General features: G+C 65.1%; 18 protein-coding genes. 9 read left to right on the top strand and 9 right to left on the bottom strand.

Annotation, left to right across the window (positions count from 1 at the left end):
* Nucleotides 1-87: 87 nt before the first annotated feature.
* Nucleotides 88-1494, top strand: coding sequence for a hypothetical protein (locus tag DL240_RS01875; RefSeq protein ID WP_111728155.1), 1407 nt, complete (start codon nt 88-90; stop codon nt 1492-1494).
* 41 nt (nt 1495-1535) lie between these two features.
* Entirely contained in the window at nt 1536-3254 is a 1719-nt protein-coding gene (locus DL240_RS01870; RefSeq protein ID WP_146618047.1) for a sigma 54-interacting transcriptional regulator, read from the top strand.
* Here the strand turns inward: DL240_RS01870 and DL240_RS19535 are convergent.
* Nucleotides 3251-3844, bottom strand: coding sequence for an HAD family hydrolase (locus DL240_RS19535; RefSeq protein ID WP_158542287.1), 594 nt, complete (start codon nt 3842-3844; stop codon nt 3251-3253). The two genes, DL240_RS01870 and DL240_RS19535, sit on opposite strands and share 4 nt — an antisense overlap.
* Before the next feature lie 93 nt (nt 3845-3937).
* Between DL240_RS19535 and DL240_RS01865 the strand changes: the two genes are divergently transcribed.
* Together DL240_RS01865 and ettA are read left to right on the top strand one after the other, a co-directional pair.
* Nucleotides 3938-5140, top strand: coding sequence for a cyclic nucleotide-binding domain-containing protein (locus DL240_RS01865; protein ID WP_158542286.1), 1203 nt, complete (start codon nt 3938-3940; stop codon nt 5138-5140).
* Between the two features lie 141 nt (nt 5141-5281).
* Nucleotides 5282-6955 (top strand): energy-dependent translational throttle protein EttA, encoded by a 1674-nt coding sequence (gene ettA, locus DL240_RS01860; RefSeq protein ID WP_111728152.1) that lies wholly within the window; start codon nt 5282-5284, stop codon nt 6953-6955.
* A gap of 117 nt (nt 6956-7072) precedes the next feature.
* Here the strand turns inward: ettA and DL240_RS19880 are convergent, their stop codons facing one another.
* Nucleotides 7073-7234 (bottom strand): hypothetical protein, encoded by a 162-nt coding sequence (locus DL240_RS19880; protein WP_158542285.1) that lies wholly within the window; start codon nt 7232-7234, stop codon nt 7073-7075.
* 220 nt (nt 7235-7454) lie between these two features.
* On the opposite strand from DL240_RS19880, the gene DL240_RS01855 reads away from it, so the two are divergent.
* Nucleotides 7455-8255: a M48 family metallopeptidase gene (locus DL240_RS01855; RefSeq protein ID WP_111728151.1), complete on the top strand. Its 801-nt coding sequence runs from the start codon at nt 7455-7457 to the stop codon at nt 8253-8255.
* A 110-nt stretch (nt 8256-8365) separates the two neighbouring features.
* Here the strand turns inward: DL240_RS01855 and DL240_RS01850 are convergent, their stop codons facing one another.
* Both DL240_RS01850 and DL240_RS01845 read right to left on the bottom strand, forming a co-directional pair.
* On the bottom strand, nt 8366-9937 hold the full coding sequence (locus DL240_RS01850) for a tetratricopeptide repeat protein (protein WP_111728150.1): 1572 nt from the start codon (nt 9935-9937) through the stop codon (nt 8366-8368).
* A 345-nt stretch (nt 9938-10282) separates the two neighbouring features.
* Nucleotides 10283-10792, bottom strand: a complete 510-nt coding sequence (locus tag DL240_RS01845; protein ID WP_111728149.1) for a hypothetical protein — start codon at nt 10790-10792, stop codon at nt 10283-10285.
* 356 nt (nt 10793-11148) lie between these two features.
* On the opposite strand from DL240_RS01845, the gene DL240_RS01840 reads away from it, so the two are divergent.
* Entirely contained in the window at nt 11149-12168 is a 1020-nt protein-coding gene (locus DL240_RS01840) for an isocitrate/isopropylmalate dehydrogenase family protein (protein WP_111728148.1), read from the top strand.
* A 111-nt stretch (nt 12169-12279) separates the two neighbouring features.
* On the opposite strand, the gene DL240_RS01835 is transcribed toward DL240_RS01840, so the two are convergent.
* The gene (locus DL240_RS01835; RefSeq protein ID WP_111728147.1) at nt 12280-14787 is read right to left on the bottom strand and encodes an ATP-dependent helicase; all 2508 of its coding nucleotides are present in this window, start codon (nt 14785-14787) and stop codon (nt 12280-12282) included.
* 342 nt (nt 14788-15129) lie between these two features.
* Between DL240_RS01835 and DL240_RS01830 the strand changes: the two genes are divergently transcribed.
* Complete coding sequence (locus DL240_RS01830; protein ID WP_111728146.1) at nt 15130-15921, top strand: GNAT family N-acetyltransferase; 792 nt, start codon at nt 15130-15132, stop codon at nt 15919-15921.
* Nucleotides 15922-16027: 106 nt separating this feature from the next.
* Here the strand turns inward: DL240_RS01830 and DL240_RS01825 are convergent, their stop codons facing one another.
* A complete protein-coding gene (locus DL240_RS01825) occupies nt 16028-16438 on the bottom strand; it encodes a TraR/DksA family transcriptional regulator (RefSeq protein WP_199589700.1) in 411 nt (136 codons plus the stop codon).
* A gap of 230 nt (nt 16439-16668) precedes the next feature.
* Here DL240_RS01825 and DL240_RS01820 point away from each other — a divergent pair, with 230 nt between their 5' ends.
* Both DL240_RS01820 and DL240_RS01815 read left to right on the top strand, forming a co-directional pair.
* On the top strand, nt 16669-17070 hold the full coding sequence (locus DL240_RS01820) for a PEGA domain-containing protein (RefSeq protein WP_111728145.1): 402 nt from the start codon (nt 16669-16671) through the stop codon (nt 17068-17070).
* A 185-nt stretch (nt 17071-17255) separates the two neighbouring features.
* Entirely contained in the window at nt 17256-19298 is a 2043-nt protein-coding gene (locus DL240_RS01815; protein WP_111728144.1) for a hypothetical protein, read from the top strand.
* A 102-nt stretch (nt 19299-19400) separates the two neighbouring features.
* Here DL240_RS01815 and DL240_RS01810 read toward each other — a convergent pair whose 3' ends face one another.
* The 3 genes from DL240_RS01810 to cheB form a co-directional block, all read right to left on the bottom strand.
* Nucleotides 19401-20855 carry a hypothetical protein gene (locus DL240_RS01810; RefSeq protein WP_111728143.1) on the bottom strand — a complete coding sequence of 485 codons (1455 nt, stop codon included), beginning with the start codon at nt 20853-20855 and terminating at the stop codon, nt 19401-19403.
* Nucleotides 20856-21145: 290 nt separating this feature from the next.
* Nucleotides 21146-22546 (bottom strand): CheR family methyltransferase, encoded by a 1401-nt coding sequence (locus tag DL240_RS01805; RefSeq protein ID WP_111728142.1) that lies wholly within the window; start codon nt 22544-22546, stop codon nt 21146-21148.
* Nucleotides 22543-23613, bottom strand: a complete 1071-nt coding sequence (gene cheB, locus DL240_RS01800) for a chemotaxis-specific protein-glutamate methyltransferase CheB (RefSeq protein ID WP_111728141.1) — start codon at nt 23611-23613, stop codon at nt 22543-22545. Before cheB ends, DL240_RS01805 begins: the two co-directional genes overlap by 4 nt.
* Nucleotides 23614-23983: the final 370 nt, after the last annotated feature.

Here is a 23983-nt window from a genome sequence, read left to right as displayed (position 1 = left end):
CCGGCGGCGATGGCTGGCCACAGGGGGGGCGCTGCGTTAAGCTGGCGCGAAGCGAGGACGTGGCGATTTGTTGAGGTGATCGGCCCGATGGCAGCACACTACAGCGTAAAAGTTTCGTGTGACGAGGCAAAGGTTGAGCTCCATGAGCTCGCCATCCGCGTGGCAGCGATCGCCGGACGTTCCCCGGACGAGATACAGGTGCTACTGGAGGCCGGAGACGTAGCGATCGCCGATTCGCTCAGCTATGCGGAGTCTTTGGAGTTGCAGCGTGAGCTGGTTCGCAAACGGATTCCCTGTCGGGTGGTGGCGCAGTCGGGTGCGGTGAGGGAGGTGCTCTTGCAACGACGTGCGCCTACGTCGACGACGCCCGCCCTCGCCGCGGCGTCCGGCGCGACTTCGGGAGGTGCTGGCGCTGAGGTCGGGAAGCGTACTTCGGAAGATGGGGCGAATGCCGTGGGACCGGCGGCGCCCGGAGGGGAGAACCCCTGGGCGGAGTTTTTTCCGGATCTGCAGGAGGTGTCGGAGGCTGAGGGGGCGGGCGCTGATCTGGCTCCGCAGGCTGCGGCAGGCGCCCCGGTGCAGGGCAGTGCACCTGCGACTGCTCAGCATGTTGCTGCCGGCGAAGATGCGAGGTCGGCGAAAAAAGGGCAGCGGGCGCCGGAGGGCTCCACGCGCGATGAGACGCCGGCGCCCCTGGATGCCTCACGGCTGTCGCGGGCGCTGGGCTACGATGAAGAGCGTCCACCCTATGCGCCCCGTGGTTATGATCCGCGCCCGGAGCATGTGCCGCTGATTGCGGCAGTGCTCAGCGTGCTGGCCCCGGGTGCCGGACAGGTTTTTAACGGGGAGCCGGAACGTGCGCAGCGGTACGCCTGGAGCTTTTTCTTGCTCTGGCCCTGGTACCGTTCGGTGCGCGAGGCCTGGGAGCATGGCGAGCAGATTCGTACCTGGTATGCGCCCCGTCCGGAGCCGGGAGAAGGGCGTCGGGCGATGCGTTTTGCGCTCAACTGGTGGGCGGCGCTGGCGGTGGTGGGGGGCCTGCTCGCCGTGACGTGGGGGATTGTGGAGGAGCAGCGCGCGCAGGAGCTTCGGCATGCCGAAGCTCAACTTGTGGCGGCGTTGGTCGATGCCGCGGTGGTCGACCTGGAGGATGCGCACACGCTTGCGGTGGCGTCAGCCGGGGAGGCTGCGCAGGCGCTCGTCGAGGCCCGGGCGGCGTTTACGATGGACGATGACGAGCGCGCGCAACGCCTCTACATCATCGGGTATCAGAGCTGTGTGCAACGCGACTACCCGCTCTGTGAGGCGACCATGAAGCGGGTCACGGCGTTGAGCCGAGATAATCGCGATGCGTTCAGGCTCCAGGCCTGGGCCAGTATGCAGGCGCATCGCGAGGATCGCAGTGTGGAGATTCCGGAGGTCGCGCCGGTGCCTTCGCTGGAGGAATTTGAGCTGCAGGCCGGGCCCGGACCCGATACCATTGAGGAACTCTGATGATGGATTAGTGGCGGTGTGGCTCTGCGGGAGGGTGTGCGATGGCGTGGCGATTGCGGTGGGCAACACAGGAGGGGGAGGAGCGCTACGCGATGATGGGCGAGCGGGTCTCCTTGTGGACAGACGCCTCGGGGGAACTCTCGTTGACGCGTCCGGCGGAAGGCTGGGAGTGGGCGGCGCTGCTCGACGATGCCGAGCATGGGCCCCAGCTCTTGTGGCGTCATGAGCCCGAGGGGGTACGCCAGGAACGCCAGGGCGAAGACATCACACCGGAGCGGGTGCCCCGGGACGACGATGAGCTTCAGGCGATGCGCTGGGCGTTGAGGGCCGGCGACCGGGTGCTCTTTGAGGCGCAGGGGGTGCGGCTGGAGATCGTGGCAACCTCGTTCGGCGGGCAGCGTGAGTTGGAGCGGGTGCCGCTGGCCGAGGAAGTAACGGCGTCGGCGGAGGCCTCGCTGGCCTCGCTGGCACTGCATCGTGGGTTGAACCGTGACGAGGGCTGGAAGGGGCTGCTGGCGCGTTTGGAGCAGGTGCTTCAGGAGCAGGGTATCTTTCGGGAGGTGGAGGCTTCGGCGACGATCCTGTGGGCGGGAAACGACGCCTTTTATCATGAGGTGATCTGGTGCGGGCGTTGCGAGGAAGCGGAGGCCAGTCGGCCGGGCGGGCAGGAATCAGCGCCGCTGTCCAGCCTGCTGGCTAGGGATCCGGAGCTTCGCCATGCGGTGATCGAGGCCGGTGATGCGGTCTGGCGTCTGCACCAGGGGGAGGATGCGGAGCTTTTTATCCCCTTTGGCAACGGGCACCAGGCCTGTGGAGCGTTCTTTGCTTCGGGCAGGCTGGCTGGCGAGGCGTCGGAGCATCGTGAGGCTCTGGGGCGCGTGCATGGGATCTTCGATTCGCCGGCCAGCGCGTTGTGTGAGCGGCATCGTCTGGAGCGGCAATTGGCCGAGGCGATCGAGGAGAATCGCTATTTTCGGGAGCGGGAGCGGCGCCACTACCTCTTTAAAGATCTGGTCTGCGAGAGCGCGGCAATGCGGCAGGTCTATGAGGAGGTGCACGCCCGGGTCGATGATTGTGATCCGGTGCTGATGACCGGTGAGGCGGGCACCGGCAAGGAGCTTTTGGCGCGGGCGCTTCATCACCTGGGAGGGCGGCAGGGTGGGATGCTCATTCGGTTGAACTGTGCCGAGGTGCCCCGTGAGTTGGTCGATATTGAACTCTTTGGGTGTGTGGCCAGTGAGCTCATCGGGGCGGTGGCGCCGCGGGAGGGAATCTTCGAATTAGCGCGCGATGGGACGGTGTTTCTCGATGAGATCGATCGCCTCTCGCCATTGATTCAGGGCAAGGTCGTGCGGGTCATTCGGGAGGGCGAAGTTCGACGGATCGGCGAGGGGGTGGGGCGCCGTATTGAGACGCGATTGATCGCCAGTACGCATCACGATCTTCAGGCTCTGCGTGAGCAAGGAGTGCTGCGCGAGGATCTTTATCAGCTTCTGGCGCCCGGTGTGCTCGAGGTGCCGGCGCTGCGGGAGCGGCGTGAGGATATTTTGCCGCTGGCGCGGATCTTTCTGGCGAAGTTTGCGCATCGCCATAGCGCGGCCTGCCGCAGCGTGGGGCCGGAGCTGGCCGAGTGGATGGAGCGCTATGGTTGGCCGGGCAACGTCCGCCAGCTCCAGAGTTTTATGGAGTCGGCGGTGCTGATGGCCCGCGAGGAAGAGGTGCTCGACGGGCAGGTGTTGCGTGCCGGGGAGCGGACCTAGAGGACGCCGCGGATCTGGAGTTCGGCGCGTAGCTGGGAGGCGTGTTCAAAGGTGATCGCACCCATGCCCACCTGGCGGGCGGCCTGGCAGTTGTCCGGGCGATCGTCGATAAAGATGCAGCGTTGCGGGACGACTCCCAGGGTGCGGGCGGCGCCGGCGTAGGCCTGCGGATCGGGTTTGCGAACCCCGGTGTTGCACGAGACAAAGGTCCAGGGCAGGTAGCGCGAGAGGTTGAGCCGAGCCTCGATCAATTCGTACCATACCGGATAGTTCGACAGGGTGTGCATGGGCACCTGGGCCTGCTGAAGGTCGGCGAGCAGGGGTTCGATGCCCTCAAGCCAGCGGTAGGCCTGGAAGAGGGTGTCCCGGAGTTTTTCGCCATCAACCGGGCCGTGAGGTTCCGGCAAAAAGAGTTCGTAGAAGTGCTCTTCGCTGAGTTCGCCATGCTCGAAGTCCACCCAGGCGGTGGGGTGTTTGATGCGAAAGAGTTCCGGGAGAGGAAGATCAAAGAAGGCCGGAATCTCAGCCGCAATCGGGTCGTACACCAGCGTGCTCATGACATCGAAGAGCAGGATGGGGGAGTCGGACATGGGGGCTCTCAAGGTGGGGGGGCTTGTGGAAGCAGTCAGCGTCGCGGGATTCGGCATGGCGCGGCGCGAGTTTACCGGGGTGAGGTGAGGCGCATGGAACGACCGAGGGCAGAGGACATCTCGTGGTTGGGGAAGGCGGCTGTATTCGGGCGCCTGAGTGAACAAGAACGTCGGATGTTGGCGTCGGTCTTCCGAGTGCGGGATCTAAAGGCTGGCGAGGTGGTCTGCAAGCAGGGCGATGCCGGGGACTCTCTGGCGGTTGTGACCCGGGGAGAGCTCAGCGTACGGATTCGAAGTGGCGCCGGAGCGACCGAGGTTCGGCGGTTGGGGCGTTTCGATGTGTTTGGGGATATGAGCATGCTCGATCCGGCGCCGCGTTCGGCCACGGTAGTCGCGGAGGGAGAGGCCCGGATCTATGTGCTGGAGCGCCCGATGGTTCAGTCACTTCAGGCCAATGCCCCGGTGCTCTTTTCCGGGTTGGTGCGTGGGGTTGCCGATCGCGTGGCCGAACGTCTGGAGCGTACCAACGATCAGATCGAAGCGCTGCTGGTTCGGAAGCGCGCGCCTACACAACCTCGCCAGCCCAGCTTGAAGGAGCTTTGTTCGGGGGCCACCCGCGGTCGGCCCCATCGCGGCCCGGTGGCGTTGCTGGCGAGTGGCGCGCTCGCGTCGTTTTCGGCCCGGGAGCTCGAGGTATTTCAAAGCGCTACGGTGGCCCGTCGTTTTGCGCCCGGTGAGACCATTTGTGTGCAGGACGAGCCTGCCCGGGCGGCGTTTGTGGTGGTTGAGGGGTGGGTGGATGTGTTGCGGGCTGTGGGAGAGAGGGTCTATCGCCTGGCACGTGTTGGAGCGGGGAGCGTGCTGGGGCAGCTGGCGCTACTTCGCGATACCAGACGAAGGGCAACGTTGCGGGCGGTCGATGAGGTGGTGCTGCTGGGGCTGGCCCGGGATCGTTTCGATGCATTGCTCGCTGCGCCGAGTTCGCTGGCGATCGGGTTTCAGACAAGCGTGACCCTGTCCGGCATCCGGCAGCTGCGCATGGCCAACCAGATGGTGGGGTATCTGGAGGGGCGCGAGGAGAAGCGCGTGATCCCCGATCTAGCGTGCTGGCGAGTGCGTGAGGTGGTCGGAGAGGGCATGGATGGGGGCGATGATGTGGAGGCTATCGCCGCGGCATACCTGCAGACCTCGCTTCAAAACTGGGATATGTCCCCCTCGGAGCTCCAGCGGGTGCGCGTGGTGAAGGCCGAGGGGGTGATGACGCCGGCGGAGCTGCGGGCGCGCCTTAAAACGTAGGCGCGAGGATCTTTGGTGAAGCAAGGGCGCCGGGGCTTGCGGGGCCGAGCCGCCCCGCTCATAATCCGGCCCACGTGAAGTGGCTCGCCAGCCTGGCGAGTCCATCTGTGTTGCGAATCCATTGACCTGAGGGCAGGCCCGTTGAGCGATAACAAGATCATTTTTTCGATGGTCGGCGTCGGCAAGATTCATCCGCCGAACCACCAGGTTCTCAAGGACATTTACCTCTCCTTCTTTTACGGGGCGAAGATCGGCGTGCTGGGGCTTAACGGCTCCGGGAAGAGTACGCTACTGAAGATCATTGCCGGCGAAGATCCCAACTACGTGGGAGAGATTCATCGGGATAAAGGCGTGAGCTTTGGCTACCTGCACCAGGAGCCGGAGCTTGACCCGAATATGACCGTGCGGGAGGTGGTCGAGGAAGGCGTGCAGGAGACGGTCAACCTGCTTAAGGACTATGAGGCCATCAGCGCGCAGTTTGCCGATCCGGATGCGGATTTCGATGAGCTGATGAAGAAGCAGGCCAAGCTCCAGGAGAGGATCGAGCATCTCAACGCCTGGGACCTCGACAGCAAGTTGCAGATGGCGATGGATGCCCTGCGCTGCCCGCCGGGGGAGACCAAGATCGAGGTGCTCTCCGGTGGCGAGCGTCGCCGCGTGGCGTTGTGCCGTCTGCTTTTGCAGGAGCCCGATGTGCTGCTGCTTGATGAGCCGACCAACCACCTGGACGCCGAGTCGGTGGGCTGGCTGGAGCAGCATCTGGCTCAGTACGAGGGGACGGTCATCGCCGTGACCCACGATCGTTATTTCCTGGATAACGTGGCCGGGTGGATTCTGGAGCTGGACCGCGGTCAGGGGATTCCCTTTGAGGGGAACTACTCCTCGTGGCTGGAGCAGAAGCAGAAGCGTCTGGCCCAGGAAGAGAAGAGTGAGTCGAAGCGCCAGAAAGCGCTGGCGGCGGAGCTGGAGTGGATTCGATCCTCGCCGAAGGCGCGTCAGGCCAAGTCGAAGGCGCGTATCAGCGCTTACGAGAAGATGGTTGCTGAGCAGCAGCAGACGCGAGAGCGGGAGCTGGAGATCTCCATTCCTCCCGGGCCGCGTCTGGGAGATACGGTGATTCGCGCCGAGGGGATCATGAAGGCCTTTGGCGATCGTCTGCTCTACGAAGACCTGAGCTTCAACCTGCCGCCCGGGGGTATCGTCGGCATCATCGGTCCCAACGGCGCCGGTAAGTCGACGCTCTTTCGGATGATCACCGGGGAGGAGGTGCCCGATGGTGGCGAGATCACCATCGGGGAGACGGTGAAGCTGGGGTATATCGACCAGCGTCGCCCGCTGGACCCGGAGAAGTCGGTGTGGGAGGTGATCAGCGAGGGCCAGGATGTGATCGAGCTGGGCAATCGCACGGTGAACTCTCGCCAGTATGTCTCCTGGTTTAACTTCGGGGGCAGCGATCAGCAGAAGAAGACCGGGGTGCTCTCGGGTGGGGAGCGCAACCGCGTGTACCTGGCCAAGGTGCTCAAGGAGGGCACCAACGTGCTGCTGCTCGATGAGCCGTCTAACGACCTGGATGTGAACACGCTGCGCGCGCTGGAGGAAGCGCTGCTCGACTTTGCGGGTTGCGCGGTGGTGATCAGCCACGATCGGTGGTTCCTGGACCGCATTGCCACGCACATTCTGGCCTTTGAGGGCGACAGCGAAGTGGTGTGGTTCAACGGCAACTACTCGGAGTACGAGGCCGATCGCAAGAAGCGCCTGGGCGCCGAGGCGCTGCGGCCGAGCCGGATCAAGTACAAGCGACTCAAGCGCGACTGAGCGCAGTAGAGATCCACGTGAACACGCCCGGGGCGCCGCGGAAGCGGCACCCCGGGCGTGTTTTTTTAGGAGGCGGTGGCGCGTCGCCGACGCCTCGGACTCAGGCCCGGGGCGAGCTTAGTCCTGGTCGTCGTCGGTGGTTTCTTCGGCGCGGGTGAGCATATCTTCGACCTCGGCGACGTGGTCCGGGTCCAATCCCTCGATCATCTCCCCCAGCGCGCGGCGCGCCTCCGGAGGGGTCATGCGTTCTTTGGCGAACTCCACGCAGATAAGACACATAGAAGACTCCCGAGCGAAGATGGCGAGGCGAGTAGGGCCTCGTGTGGTGATGTGAAAGAGAACAAGCGTAAGCGCCCGGGTTCTTCCTGACCAGCGCCGGTCGGGGAGTCCGAGCAAGGGGCTTGATTAAATGTAATCGCGTCCGCGATGTTCTAAAGAGTTGGCGCGCGATGGCCGGAGTCGGGCCGGCGCCTGTGAACGAAGTGATACGGAGGACGACATGCGACGATGGATGATGATGTGGATGACGGCGTTGGTGCTGACCACGGGCGTGAACGCCGTGGGGTGTGCGACCACCCCGGGTCGGGCGGCCGCCGATGTGCTGGTGCCGGTGAGCGACGAAGTGGCCATGGGCCGTCAGATGGCCCAGGAGCTGGAACAGGAGCTTACGCTGCATCCGGATCCGGAGGTGCAGGCCTATGTGCAAAAGCTGGGGATGGAGGTGGTGCGAGCGGTGCCCAACCGGCCCAAAGGATTGGCGTTTCAGTTTAAGGTGGTCGACGATCCCTCCCAGATCAACGCCTTCGCGATTCCCGGCGGGGGGATTTATGTGTACTCCGGATTGCTGCGGGCTATGAGCAATGAGGCCGAGCTGGTGTCGGTGCTCTCCCATGAAGTGGCGCATGTGACCCGGCGGCACATTGCCCAGCGTCTGGTCACCGCGTATGGGCTCGATGCCATCGCGCAGCTCGCGCTGGGGCAGAATCCGGGGCTTTTGAGTCAGCTTGTGGGCACCGTGCTGGCCCAGGGTTTTATGCTCAAGTACAGCCGTGATCACGAGCGCGACGCCGATGAGTGGGGGCTGCGCTACATGGTACGCGCCGACTACAACCCCCAGGGTTTTGTGAGCTTTTTCGAAACACTCGCCGGGCAGGGGGGCGCGCGGGCGCCGGAGTTTCTGCTGACTCACCCGCATCCGGAATCTCGTATCGAGGGGCTTCAGGCGCTGATTGACGAGATTCCGGATAAGCCCACGCGGACCGGTCAGGAGAGCTTTGAGGCGATGAAGCCACGCTTCTGACAGGACTGTTGATGGTACAAAAAAGCCGGCCCCTTTGAGGGCCGGCTTTTTTTGGTTGCGGTGCGGATGTTGTGGAATGATTTCAGGGGTTTGGGAGGGGCGTGTGCGGCTCAGTCGGGGCGATCAAACCCCAGCTCGTTGAGCAATTCATTGAGCGTCTCCTGCACTTCTTTGCGGTGCTCCCACTCTTCGGGGGCGCAATCCAGGGCGGCGGAGAGATCCTGGGCGGCGGCCTCATGCTCCTCGGCCGCGATCCACATCGCCGCGCGTTTGAGGTAGGGCGAGGGGTAGTAAGGATCGATTTCGATGGCGAGTTCCCAGTCTTCGACGGCGCCTTCGAGGTCTCCGTCGATCATGCGAGCGCCACCGCGGTTGGTCAGGGCTTCCACATCGTCGGGGGCCAACTCCAGGGCGGCGTCGTAGTCGGCGATGGCGCCCTTGTAGTCCTGGTCGAGGAGTCGGGCGTGGGCCCGGTTGTAGTAGTGCATGGGTTCGCCGGGCTCAAAGCCGATGGCCAGGCCGAAGTCGGCCGCGGCTTTTTTGGTCTCTTCGAGCTGAAGGTAGAGAAAGCCCCGGGCGGCGTAGACGTCGACGAAGTCGGGTTTGATCTGGATGGCCCGTTCGTAGTCCTGGAGGGCGTGGCCCACTTCACCGAGCACCCGGCGCACGTTGCCCCGCTGGAAGTAGGCGATCAGGTGGCGGTCGTTGAGCTGGAGCGCCCGGTTCAGGTCGGCCATGGCGCCGGAGAAGTTGTTGTGGGCGAAGCGGGCCACGGCGCGGTTGGTCCAGAGGTCGGCGTCGTCTGAGATCTCGGCCAGGGCGGCGTCGTAGTCTTCAAGGGCCTGTTCAATCTCGCCCAGGGCGTGATGGGTAAGGGCGCGATTGATGCGGGCACTGACCAGGGTGGGGTCGAGGTCGAGGGCGCGCGCGAAGTCGTCCTGAGCGCCGGTGAGGTCTTCGAGGGCGCCGCGGGCGATGCCGCGCTCGACCAGGGCCGGGGCGTCGTCGGGGTGGAGTTGAAGGTAGCGGGAGAGGAGGGCCTCGGTGGCCTGCATATCGCCCAGCGCGTTGCGCTCATCGGCCAGCGCGCGCAGCGCGCTGGCGTCGTCACGGTTAAAGTCTGCGGGGAGATCCAGCGCGTCCAGTGCGCTGAGCGCGCCGCGGCTGACGTCCTGATCGAAGCCGGCGACGATGAGGTTCATCATCGCGCTGACATCGTTGGTAAACGCTTCGTGGTGATCGCGCAGGACTTGCAGGGGGGCGTCGATGTGTTCTTCGAGGGCCACGATCTCGTCGTTGAGGTCGAGTTCGGCGGGCGCTGCGTCGAGGAAGGCCGGGAGCCAGCTCGGGGCCTCGTCCGGGCGTTCGGGCGCCTGGCCGAGGAGGGCTTCGAGCTCCGGGAAGATGGCGTCGAACTCACGTTCGCCGGCGCTGACCAGCTCCAGGTGCATGGAGGCGGTGACAAAGGCTCGGGGGGTATGGGCCGGTGCCGCGACAAAGAGGAGCCAGCTGGCAGCGAGCACGGCCCGGGCGACCTGGTCCTCTTCGACGGCGGCCTGGGGCAGCTCCCCGGTGCGCGAGAAGAGTTGGATGGCGGCGACCAGGGCGCGGTCGCTGAGGGCGTGGGCCTGCTGGGCGGTTTCAATGAGCCGGACGATGGTGTCGAGCTGCGGCGTGGTCACCGTGCACTCCTGGGGTTAGACGCGGGGGACGATCCGCCGGGCGGCATGAGCCCGCGGACCACTTCAGCGCGGATCTAACCCGTTGGCCGCCCGACGACAACCTTACGCCGCGATTCTGGCCGGGAGGGGGTTAAGGGTTATCCCGGGGAGGCCCAGGTCCATACCGAGCTCAGCGCCAGGGTTAAGAGAAGCACCAGAGAGATCAGCAGACGAACAAGTGAGGTTGTGGCCATAACGACCTCCTGCAACAGCGAGATGAGGTGTAAGCCGGGTGAGTCTTAGGAGAGGGGCGGCCGCCCGCGCCAGCTAAGGTGTATGCTGGTAGCGGCCAGGCCCTGTGGCGCCTTAGAAACTCACCTTGAGTAGCGGCACATTCACCGCTTTGGGAAGTTCGCGCTCCAGCATGTAACGGCGGGCGGCCAGCGCATCAGAGGTGCGTTGTTCGCGCACGCTGAGCTCTACGATTCCGGCGGCCGCGCCCACCAGAATGCCACCCCCGGCGACATAAGCGATGGTCCAGGGCGTGTATTCGCGCCCGCTGAGCAGGTAGACCCCGGTACCGACCAGGCCGCCGGTCACGCCGCCGAGAAAGGCGTTGCGGGCGATGACCCCCATGTAGTTGGGCGATTCGGTGTCGGTGATCACGGTCTGCCGCTCGCGCTCCTGGGTGGCCTGGGTCGGTGGGGATTCGCGCTCGCGTTCTTCGATGACGCGGTCTTCGGCGACCAGCACCGGATCGTCGGCATCCGGGGCCGGGGCGGGTTCTTCGGCGCGAGCGTGAGCAGAGAATGCAGTGATGGCCAGCATCACCAGAGAGAGCATGGCCAGCCATCGGGGTGCCCAGGTCAGTGCCATGGTGGACCTCCTTGTGCTTCGCGAGAAGTCGACTCCGGAGGCCACCGAACGTCGGTCCCCCCGCCCTGAGTCGAGAACACTATTCACACTATGAATGTAATTCCCGGTGGTGCTTCACCAAAAATCAGCGTGATTTTGCACGGGGCGTGGCCGGTTTTCGGGGGGAGTTCGGGGCAAAAGCAGGGCGGCGCAAGCCGGCGCTCGGCGGGCTATTGACCCCGATGGTGGGGCTCTTCTATGGTGTCGCCGCCGCGCGCCTCTTCGAAGCCTCCACGGCACATCGTTGCGCGCGCGCTGAAGCTATCGAACATGGTCAAAGACGCCGCGTACGCGCGGCGATCACGAAGGGAGTTGTCATGAGCCGTAAAGTATCCCTGATTCGCGGTGATGGGATTGGTCCGGAGATCGTCGATGCGACGGTTTCGGTGATTGAAGCGCTGGGCGTCGATCTGGAGTGGGAAGAGGTTCGCGCCGGCTCGGGGTGCTTTAAGGACCTGGGAACTCCGCTGCCCGAAGAGACGCTCTTGAGCATTGCGCGCAACCAGTGCGTGCTTAAGGGGCCGCTGGAGACGCCGATCGGCACCGGCTTCCGCAGCATCAACGTGGCGATCCGCAAGCATTTCGACATGTACGCCAACGTGCGTCCGGCCCGGCTTTCGCCGGCGCTGACCACGCGTTTCTCCGACACCAAGGTCGACATCGTGGTGGTGCGTGAGAACACCGAGGGTGCGTACTGCGGGATTGAGCACGTGATTCCGCCCAACCGTTCTGCGGCCGAGTCGATCATTCTGGTGACGCGCTGGGCCTGTGAGCGCATCGTGCGTTACGCCTTTGATTTTGCCCGCCGCGAGGGCCGCTCCAAGGTGACGCTGGTGCACAAGGCCAACATCCTCAAGGAGACCAACGGTCTTCTGCTGGAAGTCGGGCAGAGCATTGCGCGGGAGTACGACGATATTCAGTTCGAAGACATGATCGTCGACAACGCCTGCATGCAGCTGGTGATGCGTCCGGAGAACTTCGATGTGATCGTCACCGAGAACCTCTTCGGCGACATCCTCTCCGACCTGACCGCCGGGCTGATCGGTGGGCTGGGGCTGACGCCGGGAGCCAACATCGGTGAAGGCGCCTCGATGTTTGAAGCGGTGCACGGGACTGCGCCCGACATCGCCGGCAAGGGGGTTGCCAACCCCACGGCGCTGATGCGGGCCGGGGGCATGATGCTCGGTCACCTGGGCTATGTGGACGAGGCCCAGTTGCTGGAGAAGGCCATCACCGCCACGATGGCCAACCCGGAGAATCGCACCGGTGATCTGGGCGGCAAGGCCACTACCAAGCAGTACACCCAGGCGCTGATCTCGGCGATTCAGGAGGGCTAAGCCCCCCGGATATTGCCAGCGTTGAATGAAAAAGCCGCGCCCCCCGAATTTCGGGGGGCGCGGCTTTTTTGTGGGGAGTGCGCCGGGGCGCGGAGAATCTTTTGGGGAGGGTTATCCGAGTATTTTCAAGAATTTACGGATCACCGTCTGCTGGCCGACCGCCGGAAAATCAATGGTCAGGCGAGCCTTGTCGCCCTGACCGGAGATGGCGACGACTTCGCCGATGCCGAATTTTGTGTGGCTGACCGTGGCGCCGATCAGTTGATCGTCGCCAGTGGGGGTGGTGCGAACATCCCAGGCGTCGGGGGTCTGGGAGAAGTTCGATTCCCAGTCGGGCTGCTCCTGGGCGAAGCTCTCCTGGGAGAAGGCCTCATCGGCGGCGGGGGCCTGATTGAAGTCAAAGCCCGGGCTGTGCTGGGCGGGGATCTGTGGCGCGGGGAACTCGTGTGACGGGTGGCCCAGGCGTTGGCGGCGGTCCCGGGCGTAGTCGAGCTCTTTGGCTGCGGAGCGCGGGTCGATGATCAGGCGCTCCGGGGCGATGTCGAGCAGGAAACGGCTGGGGACGGTGTCTTTGAACTGGCCGTAGACCCGGCGTCGTCGGGCGTTGGTCAGGTAGAGGCGATCGCGGGCGCGGGTGATGGCCACGTAGGCCAGGCGGCGTTCTTCGGCGAGTTCTTCGGCGTCGTTTTGATCGCGCAGGCTGGGGAAGGTTTCTTCTTCGAGGCCGGCGACAAAGACGGTGCGAAACTCCAGGCCTTTGGAGCCGTGAATGGTCATCATGGTGACGGCCTGTCCGGAGGCGCCCTCCTGGTCGGTGCTCTGGACCAGGGCGGAGCGGTCCAGAAACGCTCGCAGGCGCAGGGAGGCCGGGGCGGTGGTGAGCAGGTCATCGAGGTCGTCGGGCATCGCCTCCTGGACGGCTTCGATCAGGGCGATGCTGTTGGGATCGCGCTCGAACTCCTCGATCGCGCTGAGGAGTTCGCCGACGTTACGGATGCGGTCTTCGGCGCTCTCGGAGTCGGTGCGCTCCAGATGCTCGAAGTAGGAGATGCGCTCGATGAGGCGCTCCAGGATCGGGGTGAGTTCTTCGTAGTGCAGAAGATCGTCGCGGGTGGCCTGGAGGATCTCCCAGAACTCTTGGATGCCGCGTCGGGAGACGCCGCTGAGCTCTTCGACGGTCTCCACGAGCATGCGCTCGGCGGGGTTTCGGGGGCGAGGGCGGCGGGTGGCAAAGAGGTCATTCTGGGCGGGGCGATCTTCCAGGGCCAGGAGCAGGGCGTTTTGCAGGCTCTCGACCCCCTGGACGGAGGTGGCCTGGGCGAGCTTCTCCAGGGTGGTCTTGCCCACGCCGCGCCGCGGGGTGTTGATCACGCGGGCGGTGGCCACGTCGTCGTTGGGGTTGAGCGCGCAGCGCAGGTAGGCCAGCAGATCTTTGATCTCTTCGCGCGCGTAGAAGCTCAGTCCTCCGACGATGCGGTAGGGCACGCCCCAGCTGCGGAGTTGTTCCTCGAAGAGGCGTCCCTGGGCGTTGGTGCGGTAGAAGATCGCGAAGTCGTCGTAGTCCGCGCCCTGGCGGGTCATATCGAAGATGGTTTCGGCCACGTAGGCTGCTTCTTCGCGATCGTCGGCGCCGGTAAAGGCCACGATCGGTTCGCCGCCCTGGCGCTCGGTCCAGAGTTTTTTGGCGTGGCGGCGGTCGTTGCGGGCGATGACGTCGTTGGCGGCTTCCAGGATTAGGGAGGTGGAGCGGTAGTTTTGCTCCAGTTTGACGCGGGCGGCGCTTTCGTTGGCGTCTTCAAATCCCAGGATGTTGGCGACGGTGGCCCCGCGCCAGCGGTAGATGGCCTGGTCGTCGTCTCCGACCACGGTGAGGTTGTTGTGCACCGAGGTGAGATGATCGAGAAACTCGTACTGGGCGGGGTTGGTGTCCTGGAATTCGTCGACGAGCACGTGTTGCCAGCGGGAGCTGTACTGGCGAGCCAGCTGGGGGTGGTTGCGAAAGAGGGAGAGCACGCCGAGGATCAGGTCGCCGAAGTCGACGGCGCCGGCCTGGGCCAGGGCGCGCTGGTAGTGGGCGTAGAGCTCGGCGTCGGCCTCGGCGCGGGCATCGTGAGCGTGTTCGTGGGCCTGATCCGGGGTCCAGCCCCGGTTTTTGCAGGCATCGATGTAACTCTGGAGGCGGCGCACATCGGCGCGGGCGCGTTCATCGCCGGCCTCATCCAGGACGCGGGTGATCAGCCGGCGCTGATCGGCGTCGTCGTAGATCGAGAAGCTCCAGCTCAGACCGGCGGCCGGGGCGTGGCGGCGGAGAATGCGGGCGCCCAGGCTGTGAAAGGTCGAGATGGTGACCTGGGAGCCCTGTCCCGGCGCCTGTCCCTCCAGGAGGTGGTCGACGCGCTCGCGCATCTCCTGGGCGGCCTTGTTGGTAAAGGTCATCGCCACGATCTGGTGAGGCGCCACGCCTTCCTCGGCAATGAGGTAGGCGATGCGGTGGGTGAGCACGCGGGTCTTACCGCTGCCGGCACCGGCCAGCACCAGCAGGGGGCCAGCCGGGTGGGTGACCGCCTGACGTTGGGCGTTGTTGAGGTGGTTTAACCAGTCCTGAGTCATCGTCATCATATCCAGAGAACTTCGGAGCTGTAAATTTGTTCCGTTAGTGTTATGTCGTCTGTCGTCAGGAATGGCAAGGCGCGCGGGAATGCAAATACCCGGCGTTTATGTTTGGATGGGGGACGAGCCCCCACAGATGCCCGGGCCCGGGCGATTGCTCCCGGCCCGGGGCCCACGTAAACTTAGGCGATGCCATCAAGACGGAGCCCCCGGTCGGCCCGCGCTGCTGATGGCACATAAAGGCGACGCCGCCCCGGTGGGGGGTGTCGTTCTCCGCACCATATTTTCGCCGCCACCGGCCGACTTGCCTGTTGAGCTTGTCGGCCGGTGGTGCGTGCAACCGGAGTGTCCATGGCTGTCGAAGAGCTAACCCAGCGCGATGAACTGCGAGAGTTTTTGGTTCAGGATCGCCTGGCCAATGCCTATTTGCTGGGGAACCTCGACCCGGCCTACTTTCAGTTCTGCCGGTGGTATGGGGCGCGCGATGAGAGCGGCCAGGTTGCCCACCTGATGTTGGTCTATCGCGGGTTGAGCCTGCCGGTGGTCTTTACCAGCGGTCGCGGGGAGGACCTGTCTGAGTTTCTGGAGGCCTGTTACGAGGAGGTTCCGGAGCGTTTCCACTTCCATGTGCTGGAGACGCAGATGGGCGGCTTGACCTCGGCCTTTGAGCTGGGGCAGGCCGAGGCGATGATCCGGATGGGGCTGGAGCGCGAGCATTTTCAGCCCGGGGAGCGCGACGCGCGGGTGGAGCGGCTGGGACACCGCGATACCGCCCAGATCATGGCGCTCTATGAACACTACCCCGATAATTTCTTTGAGCCCTACCAGCTGGAGACCGGGCTCTATTTTGGGATTCGCGATGCGGAGGGCGCCCTGGTCAGCATCGCCGGGGTGCATGTGGTGAGTGAGGCGCACGATATCGCGGTGATCGGCAACCTGGTGACGCATTCGGAGCGGCGCGGCGAGGGGCTGGCCACCGCGTGTACGGCACGCCTTTTGGAGGAGCTCTTTGAGCGGGTCTCCCTGGTGGCGCTCAACGTGCAGGCCGAGAATGCTCCGGCGATCAAGATGTATGAAAACTTCGGATTTAAGGCCAACAACCGCTTCTACGAGGGGCGCTGGTCCAAGGCCACCGAGCGCTAGGACCACGGGGGGGGGGAGCCCGGAGTGAGGATGTAAAAAAGCCGGCGCCCGATTTCGGGGCGCCGGCTTTTTTGGGAGAAGGCGATGGCAGCCCCGGCTGGCCGGTCTACTCCAGTGCCGAGAACATCCCGGGGCGCGAGGCATGAAGGCGGCGCTCCTCGCGCTCCTGATCTTCTTTACAATCAATGCAGAGTTCGGCCATGGGGCGGGCGCGCAGTCGGGCCTCGCCGATGAGGACGCCGCACTCCTCGCAGACGCCGTAGTCGCCGGTGTCCATCCGGTAGAGCGCGTCGTTGACTTTTGCCAGGAGGAGGCGTTCGCGATCTTTGAGGCGCAGCTCGGTGGCGTTGCCCTGTTCATCGTTGGATTCGTCGATGGAGTCGCGGGGCTCGCGCTCCCGATCGCGCATGTCGTGGAAGGTCACGGTGCTGCTGCGTACCAGTTCCTGGCGCTGGGCCTCCAGTTCCTGGCGCATCTCGTCGAGAAAGGCCTCGGGGTAGTCGCTTTGTTCGCTCATCGGGTACCTCGTATGTACGTCAAGGGGCGGGGCTGGGAGCGCCGCCGACCGGCTCAGGCCGAATATAGACAGCAGTCCGCCCGAGCGTACTTCAAAGCCGGCCGGCTTCCCAGTCGCTGCCGGCTTTGAAGTGGGGCCTTGAAGTTGAAGCAGGCGTTAAATCGTGTCAGTGTGCCTCTCCGTGGCGTCGTTGTGTGACGCCACTTTCACCAAGACACGCTGAGTTGCCTATGCGCGCGCTGATGAAAAAGGGTTTGCTCGCGGCGCTGCTGCTGATGAGCAGTGCCTGCGCCTCGACCACGCTGATTGAGAGCCAGCCGGCCGGAGCGACGCTGATCATTGATGGCGAGCGCTACGCCGGGGAGACACCGGTGCAGGTGCGAGACCTGCCCTGGTTCTTCAGTCGCCGCTCTTACCACCTTTCGATGGAGGGGTATCATCCCCGGGTGGTGGAGCTGGAAGCGAAGGCGAACTCCAAGAGCTGGGTGGCGTGCGTGTGCACGCTGGGCACCATGTGGCCGCTGGTATTTTTTGGCAAATACCCCGGCGATCTGGTGGTGCGCATGAGCCCGGTGGAGCCCCCGGCCCGCGCCGAGTTTCAGCCCCGGCCTTCGGTGACTTTCGGGCGCTGATCCCGATGCCCGATCGACGCCGAACTCGGCGTGTCCAGGTCCGGATAACTCGATCCTTTTGAAATGATTGAGTCTTTCTGGTACCACATCGGGAGCCCCTTTTGCGGGCCCCCACCTGCAATCCCCTCCCTCCTGCTGCACTCCCCAACGCAGCCCCTCTCCGCATCTGTTCACCCGGACAACTTATGAAGAAGACGTCTTTCGGTAGGAATTATCTGGCGCTGGCTCTGGCGCTGGTGTTGTGGACGCCGGCCTGTTCCGACCCCGACGGTGAAGGGCAGGTTCCGGATACCGACATCGAGCATCCTGACGCGGGTGATGCAGGCCCCGACAGCGATGTCGAGCCCGACGTGGAAGATCCCGATACGGAAGAGCCCGATGTGGACGGCGGTGGGGAGCCGGATGTCGAGGAAGTGGATTACTGTGAGCCGGGTGGTGAGGGGTGGCAGCGCGACGCCGACCAGGACGGGCTCTCGGATTGCGAGGAGCGAGAGCTGTGCACCGATGAGTTCGATCACGACAGCGACGGCGATACGCTCAGCGATCTGGAAGAGCTGCAGCTGGGCACCGACCCTTGCGCCGCAGACAGCGATGCCGACGGGGTGAACGACGATGAGGAGGAGCTGCTCAAGCTCGATCCTCTTAACGTGTGCAGCTACCCGGCGCATTACTACCCCAATCCGGAGGCCTGCCGAGACGGCGACCTCTGGGTGGTCAGTGCCTGCGATGAGCCGGCCAGTGAGCCCACCGAGTTTTTTGTGAACGGTGTGGGGAACTGGGGGGTGGGTCTGCCGCCGGCGTTTGCAAACTACACCAACCTGACGATTTCGGGCGCCAGCGTGGAGAACCGCCAGGCCGCGGCGGTGTTTGATGACCCGGCCAACGAGGTCGCCGGGTTTATCCTCTCGCAATCGACCGACGGGGTGAGCTCGGCGGTGCAGGCCGTGCAGCTCAAGCGCCAGCTTATCGGGAGTGTGTCCACGGTGGTGCAGGAGGTGATCGGCGGGGAGTTCAGCACGCACGATTACAACAGCGCGGCGGTGAGCCGCTACCTGCTGCGTTCGCCGCAGCCGCGCTCGGCGCGGGCGATGCGCGATCATCTGCTGGCGGGCGTGGCTCCCTTTGGCAGCGGTGATATCAGCGGGCTGCCTTCGACCAGCGGGAACACCTACACCGAGTATCGCGTCTACTTGACCACGGTGTTGCGACAGCATCAGCTGATCACGCTGGTGGCGCTGGCTCCGGACACCAAGTACGAGAGTCAGGACAAGACCAAGTTCCGCATGGATGACCTCACCAACACCACCGGGCTGGCCACGGCGACGGCTGCCGACGTGTTGCGCTGCACGCGCTTCCCGCCGGTGGAGGAGATCCCGCAGGTGGAGTTTCTGTGGGTGCTCGACCAGTCGGGCTCGATGAGCGATGACTTTGATCGGGTGCGCGATGTGGCCGAGGGCTTCTTTGCCGAGCTGCGCAACACGCCGCTCGATTACCGCCTGGGCGTGACCAACATGTGGCAGGGCGGTCAGGGAGAGCTGCGCAACCCGCCGGGTTGGCACCGCGATCAGGCCAGCTTCCTGGAGGAGATCGAGGAGTGGGTTGTGGCGTGCAACGGCTGCTCCGGTGATTTCGGTGGCGCGGAGTACGGCATCAAGAATGCGCGCTCGGCCATTGAGTACATGAGCAGCAACCTGGCGCCGGCCGAGCTGCGGATTCGCCCCAACGCCGAGATCGTGACGGTGCTGATGAGCGATGAGGAAGCCCAGACCTTCCAGAACAGCGGGCTGAATACGCCGGCGGGCCAGGCGTTGATGAATGACTTCATCGGCTTCTTCACCGGTCGGACCACGATGTTCTCGATCGTGACCAATGATGGCGAGGCCTACCGTCAGGTGGCCACCGCCACCGGTGGGAACTACTACTCGCTGGATTCGCCGAACATCGAGGAGTCGATCAACGACATCATCATCGCGGCCACCGGTCGGGCGGCGAACTACGTGCTTCCGGACGTGCCGCTTTCGAGCTCGCTGCGCGTGTTCAAGGACGGGCAGTGGGTGCCGCGCAGCCGTATCAATGGCTTCGATTACTTTGCGGCGACCAACTCCATTGCGTTCTTTGGAGAGTACCGCCCGAGCGACGACGATCCGGAAGATGCGCCGATCAACTTTGTGGCGGTGTCGTACCGTCACTTCCAGGTGAACTCCAAGCCGGATAGCAACCCGCAGTGAGGCGAGGTTGAGAGGTGCGATGTAAAAAAAGCGGCCCCCGATTAAGGGGGCCGCTTTTTTTATGGTGCCGGCGGGCTTTGCCCGCCACTGCAGGCGCGAACTTTAGAGCGAGTTCTCGTCGTCGAGATCGTCATCGCTCAGGCCCAGCAGGGCGTAGAGCGCGCCGGCGAAAGCATCGCGGGCGATGGGCGCGCGGGCGATGGGGCCGCAGAACCAGGCCTGCGCCAGTGCGTGGAGGCGTGCCTCGGGCTCGGTGTGGCGGACCTGTGTGAGCAGCCAGGCCAGGCCGCGGCCGCCCCAGTCATCGGAGGCGGTGAAGGCCTGAGGGTTGCCCAGGTTTTCGACCATCTGGCGCACGGCATCGTCGGGGTGTGTGGCAAAGGGAGAGGCCAGCTCGCGCAGGGTGGCAAGCTCCAGGTTGCCCAGCTCAAACTCCCGCTCGAGCTCGCCCAGGGTGTGGACCAGGGCGACGCGCTCTTCGATGGAGGCGGGGCGGTCGTGGGCGAAGCGGGCCAGGGCGCGGGCGATATGTTCGGGGGTGAGGCGCTCCTCGATGCCGGCACTCAGGGGGAGGCCGCGCACCCCGGGGGAGGCCAGACCGCGGTCGATGAGGGCGTCGTGCTGGCCGACTTCGACCAGGAGTTCGGGCAGGCCGTCGTCTTCGCCCAGGGCCATCTGGAAGGCGAGTTGGGCGGGGTAGCGGTTGATCAGCGCGTCGGGTTCGCCCAGGAGTTCGTCGTCGGAGATGTCGTCGGCGTTCCAGGCCAGGAGCGCGGCGCTGGTGGCCAGCGCGGCGGCCATGTCGAAGCCGTCGCGGTCGCGTACGGTGCGCATCACGGCCAGGGTTTCGACCCAGGGGCTCAAGCCGTAGCGGGTCAGGAAGTCGGCCACGGCCCGGTCGTCAGCGAGCCAGTCGCGCTCCAGCTCGCCGAGCATCAGCTGGCGAGCGTAGCGATGAGGCGCGAGCGAAGCGAGCGCGCCGTCGATGGCCGCGCGCTGGGGCAGGCTGAGCTCATCGGTGAGTTCCTGGCGCCAGTCGGCGATGGTGTCAAAGAGTTCGGAGGCACCGGCGAGCGCGGCGCCGCGTGCCGCTGCGATGAGCTCGTCGGGGGAGGCGATCTCTTCGAGCGCGTCGCTGAGTTCTTCGGGATCGACCGCTCCCAGGAGGGCGGCGCTGGTCAGGCCGACGTCGCTCTCGTCGAGGAGCTCCACAAAGGACTCGTGGTACCAGTCGGCGCCCGCGCGGAAGAGCGCCTGAACCATGGCCGGGGCCTGGTCTTCGCGGCCCAGTGCCTGATCGATGGCATCATCGAAGGCGTCTTGCTCCAGGCTGGCGAGCAAGGCCCAGAGCCAGGAGGGGGCGTCGCTGGCGGGGATGCTTAGTTTGTGAAGCTGTGGGGTCTGCGCCCGGCGAAGCTCCGGGTGGGTGAGCAGCAGTGCGGCGAGCAGGGGACCGTCTTCGGGACTCTGGAGCAGGGACTCGAGTTCGGTCTGGCTGATCGCCGGCACGCGTGCGTCGAGCAGCGACGCCACGATTGAGGAGCGTTGGTCGGACATACGTTCTCCGCGCAGATGAATGTCAGATGGGACGCGCGCCAGGCGCGCCGCCTCTCTTTGCCTGTCCGCTGCGAACTTGTCAAAAGCCCCGGGCGCCGGCGGTGGAAGAGGGCCAAGAAAAACCAACGCGCTCTGTCATCCCGACAGAGCGCGTTGATCGAAAGGAGGTGCCATGCTCGGAGCGAGCGTTGCCTGAGATCGCGGTCAGGGACCGCACGCTCCGACCTCGTTGCCGAGGTATAGATAGAAGGAATGCAGGCCCGTTTTCATTCCCTGAATTTGGAGAAATATTAGAGTTCGCTGACCACCGAGAGCGCCCGATGCGCCTGCTCATGGGCCTGCTGGCGGGCGTCGTCCATCGGGCCGATCAGTCGGGGGAGTACCAGCGCGAAACGCAGCGGGTCGGGGTGGGCGGCCAGCCCCTCCAGAGTTTGGCGCCAGGCCCGTCGTGCGGCCTCCAATTCTCCAAAGTGTTCATGGAGTCTGGCCGCGCCCCAGGCGGCCACCCAGTGGTAGGGCTCCAGAAAGAGGGCCTTCTGGTAGGCTTTGAGGGCGGCGCGCCGGGAATCGAGGGCGGCCAGCACCTCGCCCATCAGGCAGTGTCCCTCGACGACAAAGGGATCGTAGCTGGTGGCGGCCTCCAGGCAGGCCATTGCCAGACGCAGCTCGCCGTCGGTGATGTGCCTGGCGGCGTCCTGAAGCAGATTGACGACGGTGTCGTTGAGGCCCACATCGCTGGTGACTTCATCGAGCCCGTCGTAGTCGGGGGCCGGGGGATTGAGCAGCTCTTCCAGCGTGCTCTCCGAGATCGTCCAGGCGCCGGGCTCGATGGTCTGGCCCGGGCGGGTCTCGTGACGGCGGTATAGAAAGCCCTCACCATGGCGCGTGGGACGGAGGCGGGGGCCCTGGGTGTTGAGCTGCTCCACGTGGATCTGCTCCGAGGAGCCCAGCATCAGGTAGCCGTCGTGGGCCAGCGCGTCGGCCAGGTGGCCGACCACAGTAGTGGAGGCGCGCGGGGTGAAATAGATCAGCACGTTGCGGCAGAGGATCACATCCCAGCGCATGTCGGCGCGGCGCGAACGGGGCGCGGTGTGCAGCAGGTTATGATGATCGAAGCGCACGGCCTGAAGATCGGGGTGAGCCACCTCGAAGGTGTGCTCATTGAGGGGACGCAAAAAAGTGCGGCGGCGCGTCTCATCAAGACGTCGCAGGCTCCAGCTGCCGTATTGTCCCCGGCGCGCCACGCTTAAGAACTCGGTGTTGACGTCGGTGCCCAGAATATCGGCGGGGACCTGCTCTTCGCTGGCGAGCATGGCCACGGTGTAGGCCTCTTCGCCGGTGGAGACTCCGGCACACCAGATCTGTAGGGGGCGCTCGCGGGTGGCCGATGCGCCCAGCTTGCGGAGGATGGAGCGCAGGGCCAGGAGCTGGGGCTCGTCGCGCCAGAAGGCGGTGAGTCCGTTGGTGATCAGATTGACCAGGCGCTGGGGCTCGGCCGCGGTGGAGGAGAGATCCTGGAGGGCTTCGACGTAGGTGAGAGGATCGTCGTAGCCCAGCGCTTCAGCGCGGCGCGCAAAGGTGTCGGCGATGCGCGTGGGCGCAGCTCCGCGCAGCGCGAAGCCGGTCCAGCGCTCAAAGAGCTCGCAGGCCTGGGTAATCACCTCACGGCGTGGGAAGCGACGCTGGGTCATGCCCGCTCCCGCTGCTGAAGTTTCTCGACCTCCCGAATCAGAGCGTCGGCGAGTTGATCGATGTCGACCACGCGGTCGATCACGCCGTGGGCAATGGCGGAGCGGGGCATGCCATAGACCACCGAGCTGGTCTCATCCTGCGCCAGCGTGGGACAGCCGGTATGGTGCATGGCCGTCAACCCCACGGTTCCGTCGTCTCCCATGCCGCTTAAGATGACACCGATGGCCCGAGGCGCCGCGTGGCGGGCGAGGCTGGTCAGGAGGCGATCGCCGCTGGGGCAGTGTCCTCCCACCGGCGGCCCCTCGACGACGCTGAGTTTGAGGTCGGGCTCCAGCATCATATGGCGCTCGGTGGGGGCGATGTAGAGGTGGCCGCGCTTGAGCGCCATGCCCTCCCGGGCCTCCACCACGGTGAGCGGGCTGTGGTTGTCGAGCCAGTGGGCCAGGTGGGTAGAGAAGCCGTGGGTAATGTGCTGGACCACGGTGATGGCCGCCGGGAAGTCGGCGGGCAGTTGGCCCACGATCCCGGCCAGGGCTCTGGGGCCCCCGGTGGAGGCGACGACGCCCACGACGGCCACCGGGCGATCGGCGGCGTTTCGCGGCGTGGTCTGCGGTGTGAGCCTGGGGCGCTCGATCCCCTGGCGCTTGCGGCCGCGCACATGGCGAACCACCGGGATCTGGGAGAGGAGCCGGATTTTGCGCAGGAGCGCCTCGCGCTCGCCCTCGGGGAAGGGCAGGCACTGAGGTTTGGGCATCAGGTCGAGGGCCCCGGCCGAGAGCGCTTTAAACGAGAGGTCGACGCCACCGCGGTGAGGATCGGCGGTGACCACGAGGATCGGCGTGGGGCAGCGCGCCATGATCGCCTCGGTGGCCGCCAGACCATCCTGGCGCGGCATGTGGATGTCCATCAGCACCAGATCGGGGCGATGCTCCTCACACAGGTTGACCACGTCGACGCCGTTGTCGGTCATGGCCACAATCTCTATGCCGGGCTCGGCGCGCAGCACGTCGAGGAGAACCTCGGCAAAGATCGCGCTGTCTTCTGCGATGACGATGCGTAAGCTCATGAATTCTCTTGGCAATCGGGCTCATGGGGCCCTGGGTGCTTCGGCGATGTCCTCGGATACGAGCGAGGGTACGCGACTATAGCGCGTCCTTCCCCGCGCGTGAATGTTGTCCTGGCGGTGTTTTGGGCTTCGCCGGCTGGAGTGCCCCGAAGAGTGTTAAGCACCGCGGTATCCCGGGAGAAGAGGGCCCGGGGAGCAGCCCGGCGTTGCAGTGACAGCGCCGTTGGGCTGGCGTATCATCGGCGGGGTCACCCCTGCCGGCGGCGCGATGCGTTGTATGGGAGGTTGTCGACTCGCCACGAGACCGCTAGATTGCGCCGCCGCTGCCGGCGGCCGATTGCGGCTCGGGCACTGGAGTAACTTTGATGGA

The sequence above is a fragment of the Lujinxingia litoralis genome, from assembly GCF_003260125.1.
GTDB lineage: Bacteria > Myxococcota_A > Bradymonadia > Bradymonadales > Bradymonadaceae > Lujinxingia > Lujinxingia litoralis.
Note: the sequence above shows the minus strand (reverse complement) of the source record. Positions and strands in the feature narration are given on the sequence as shown.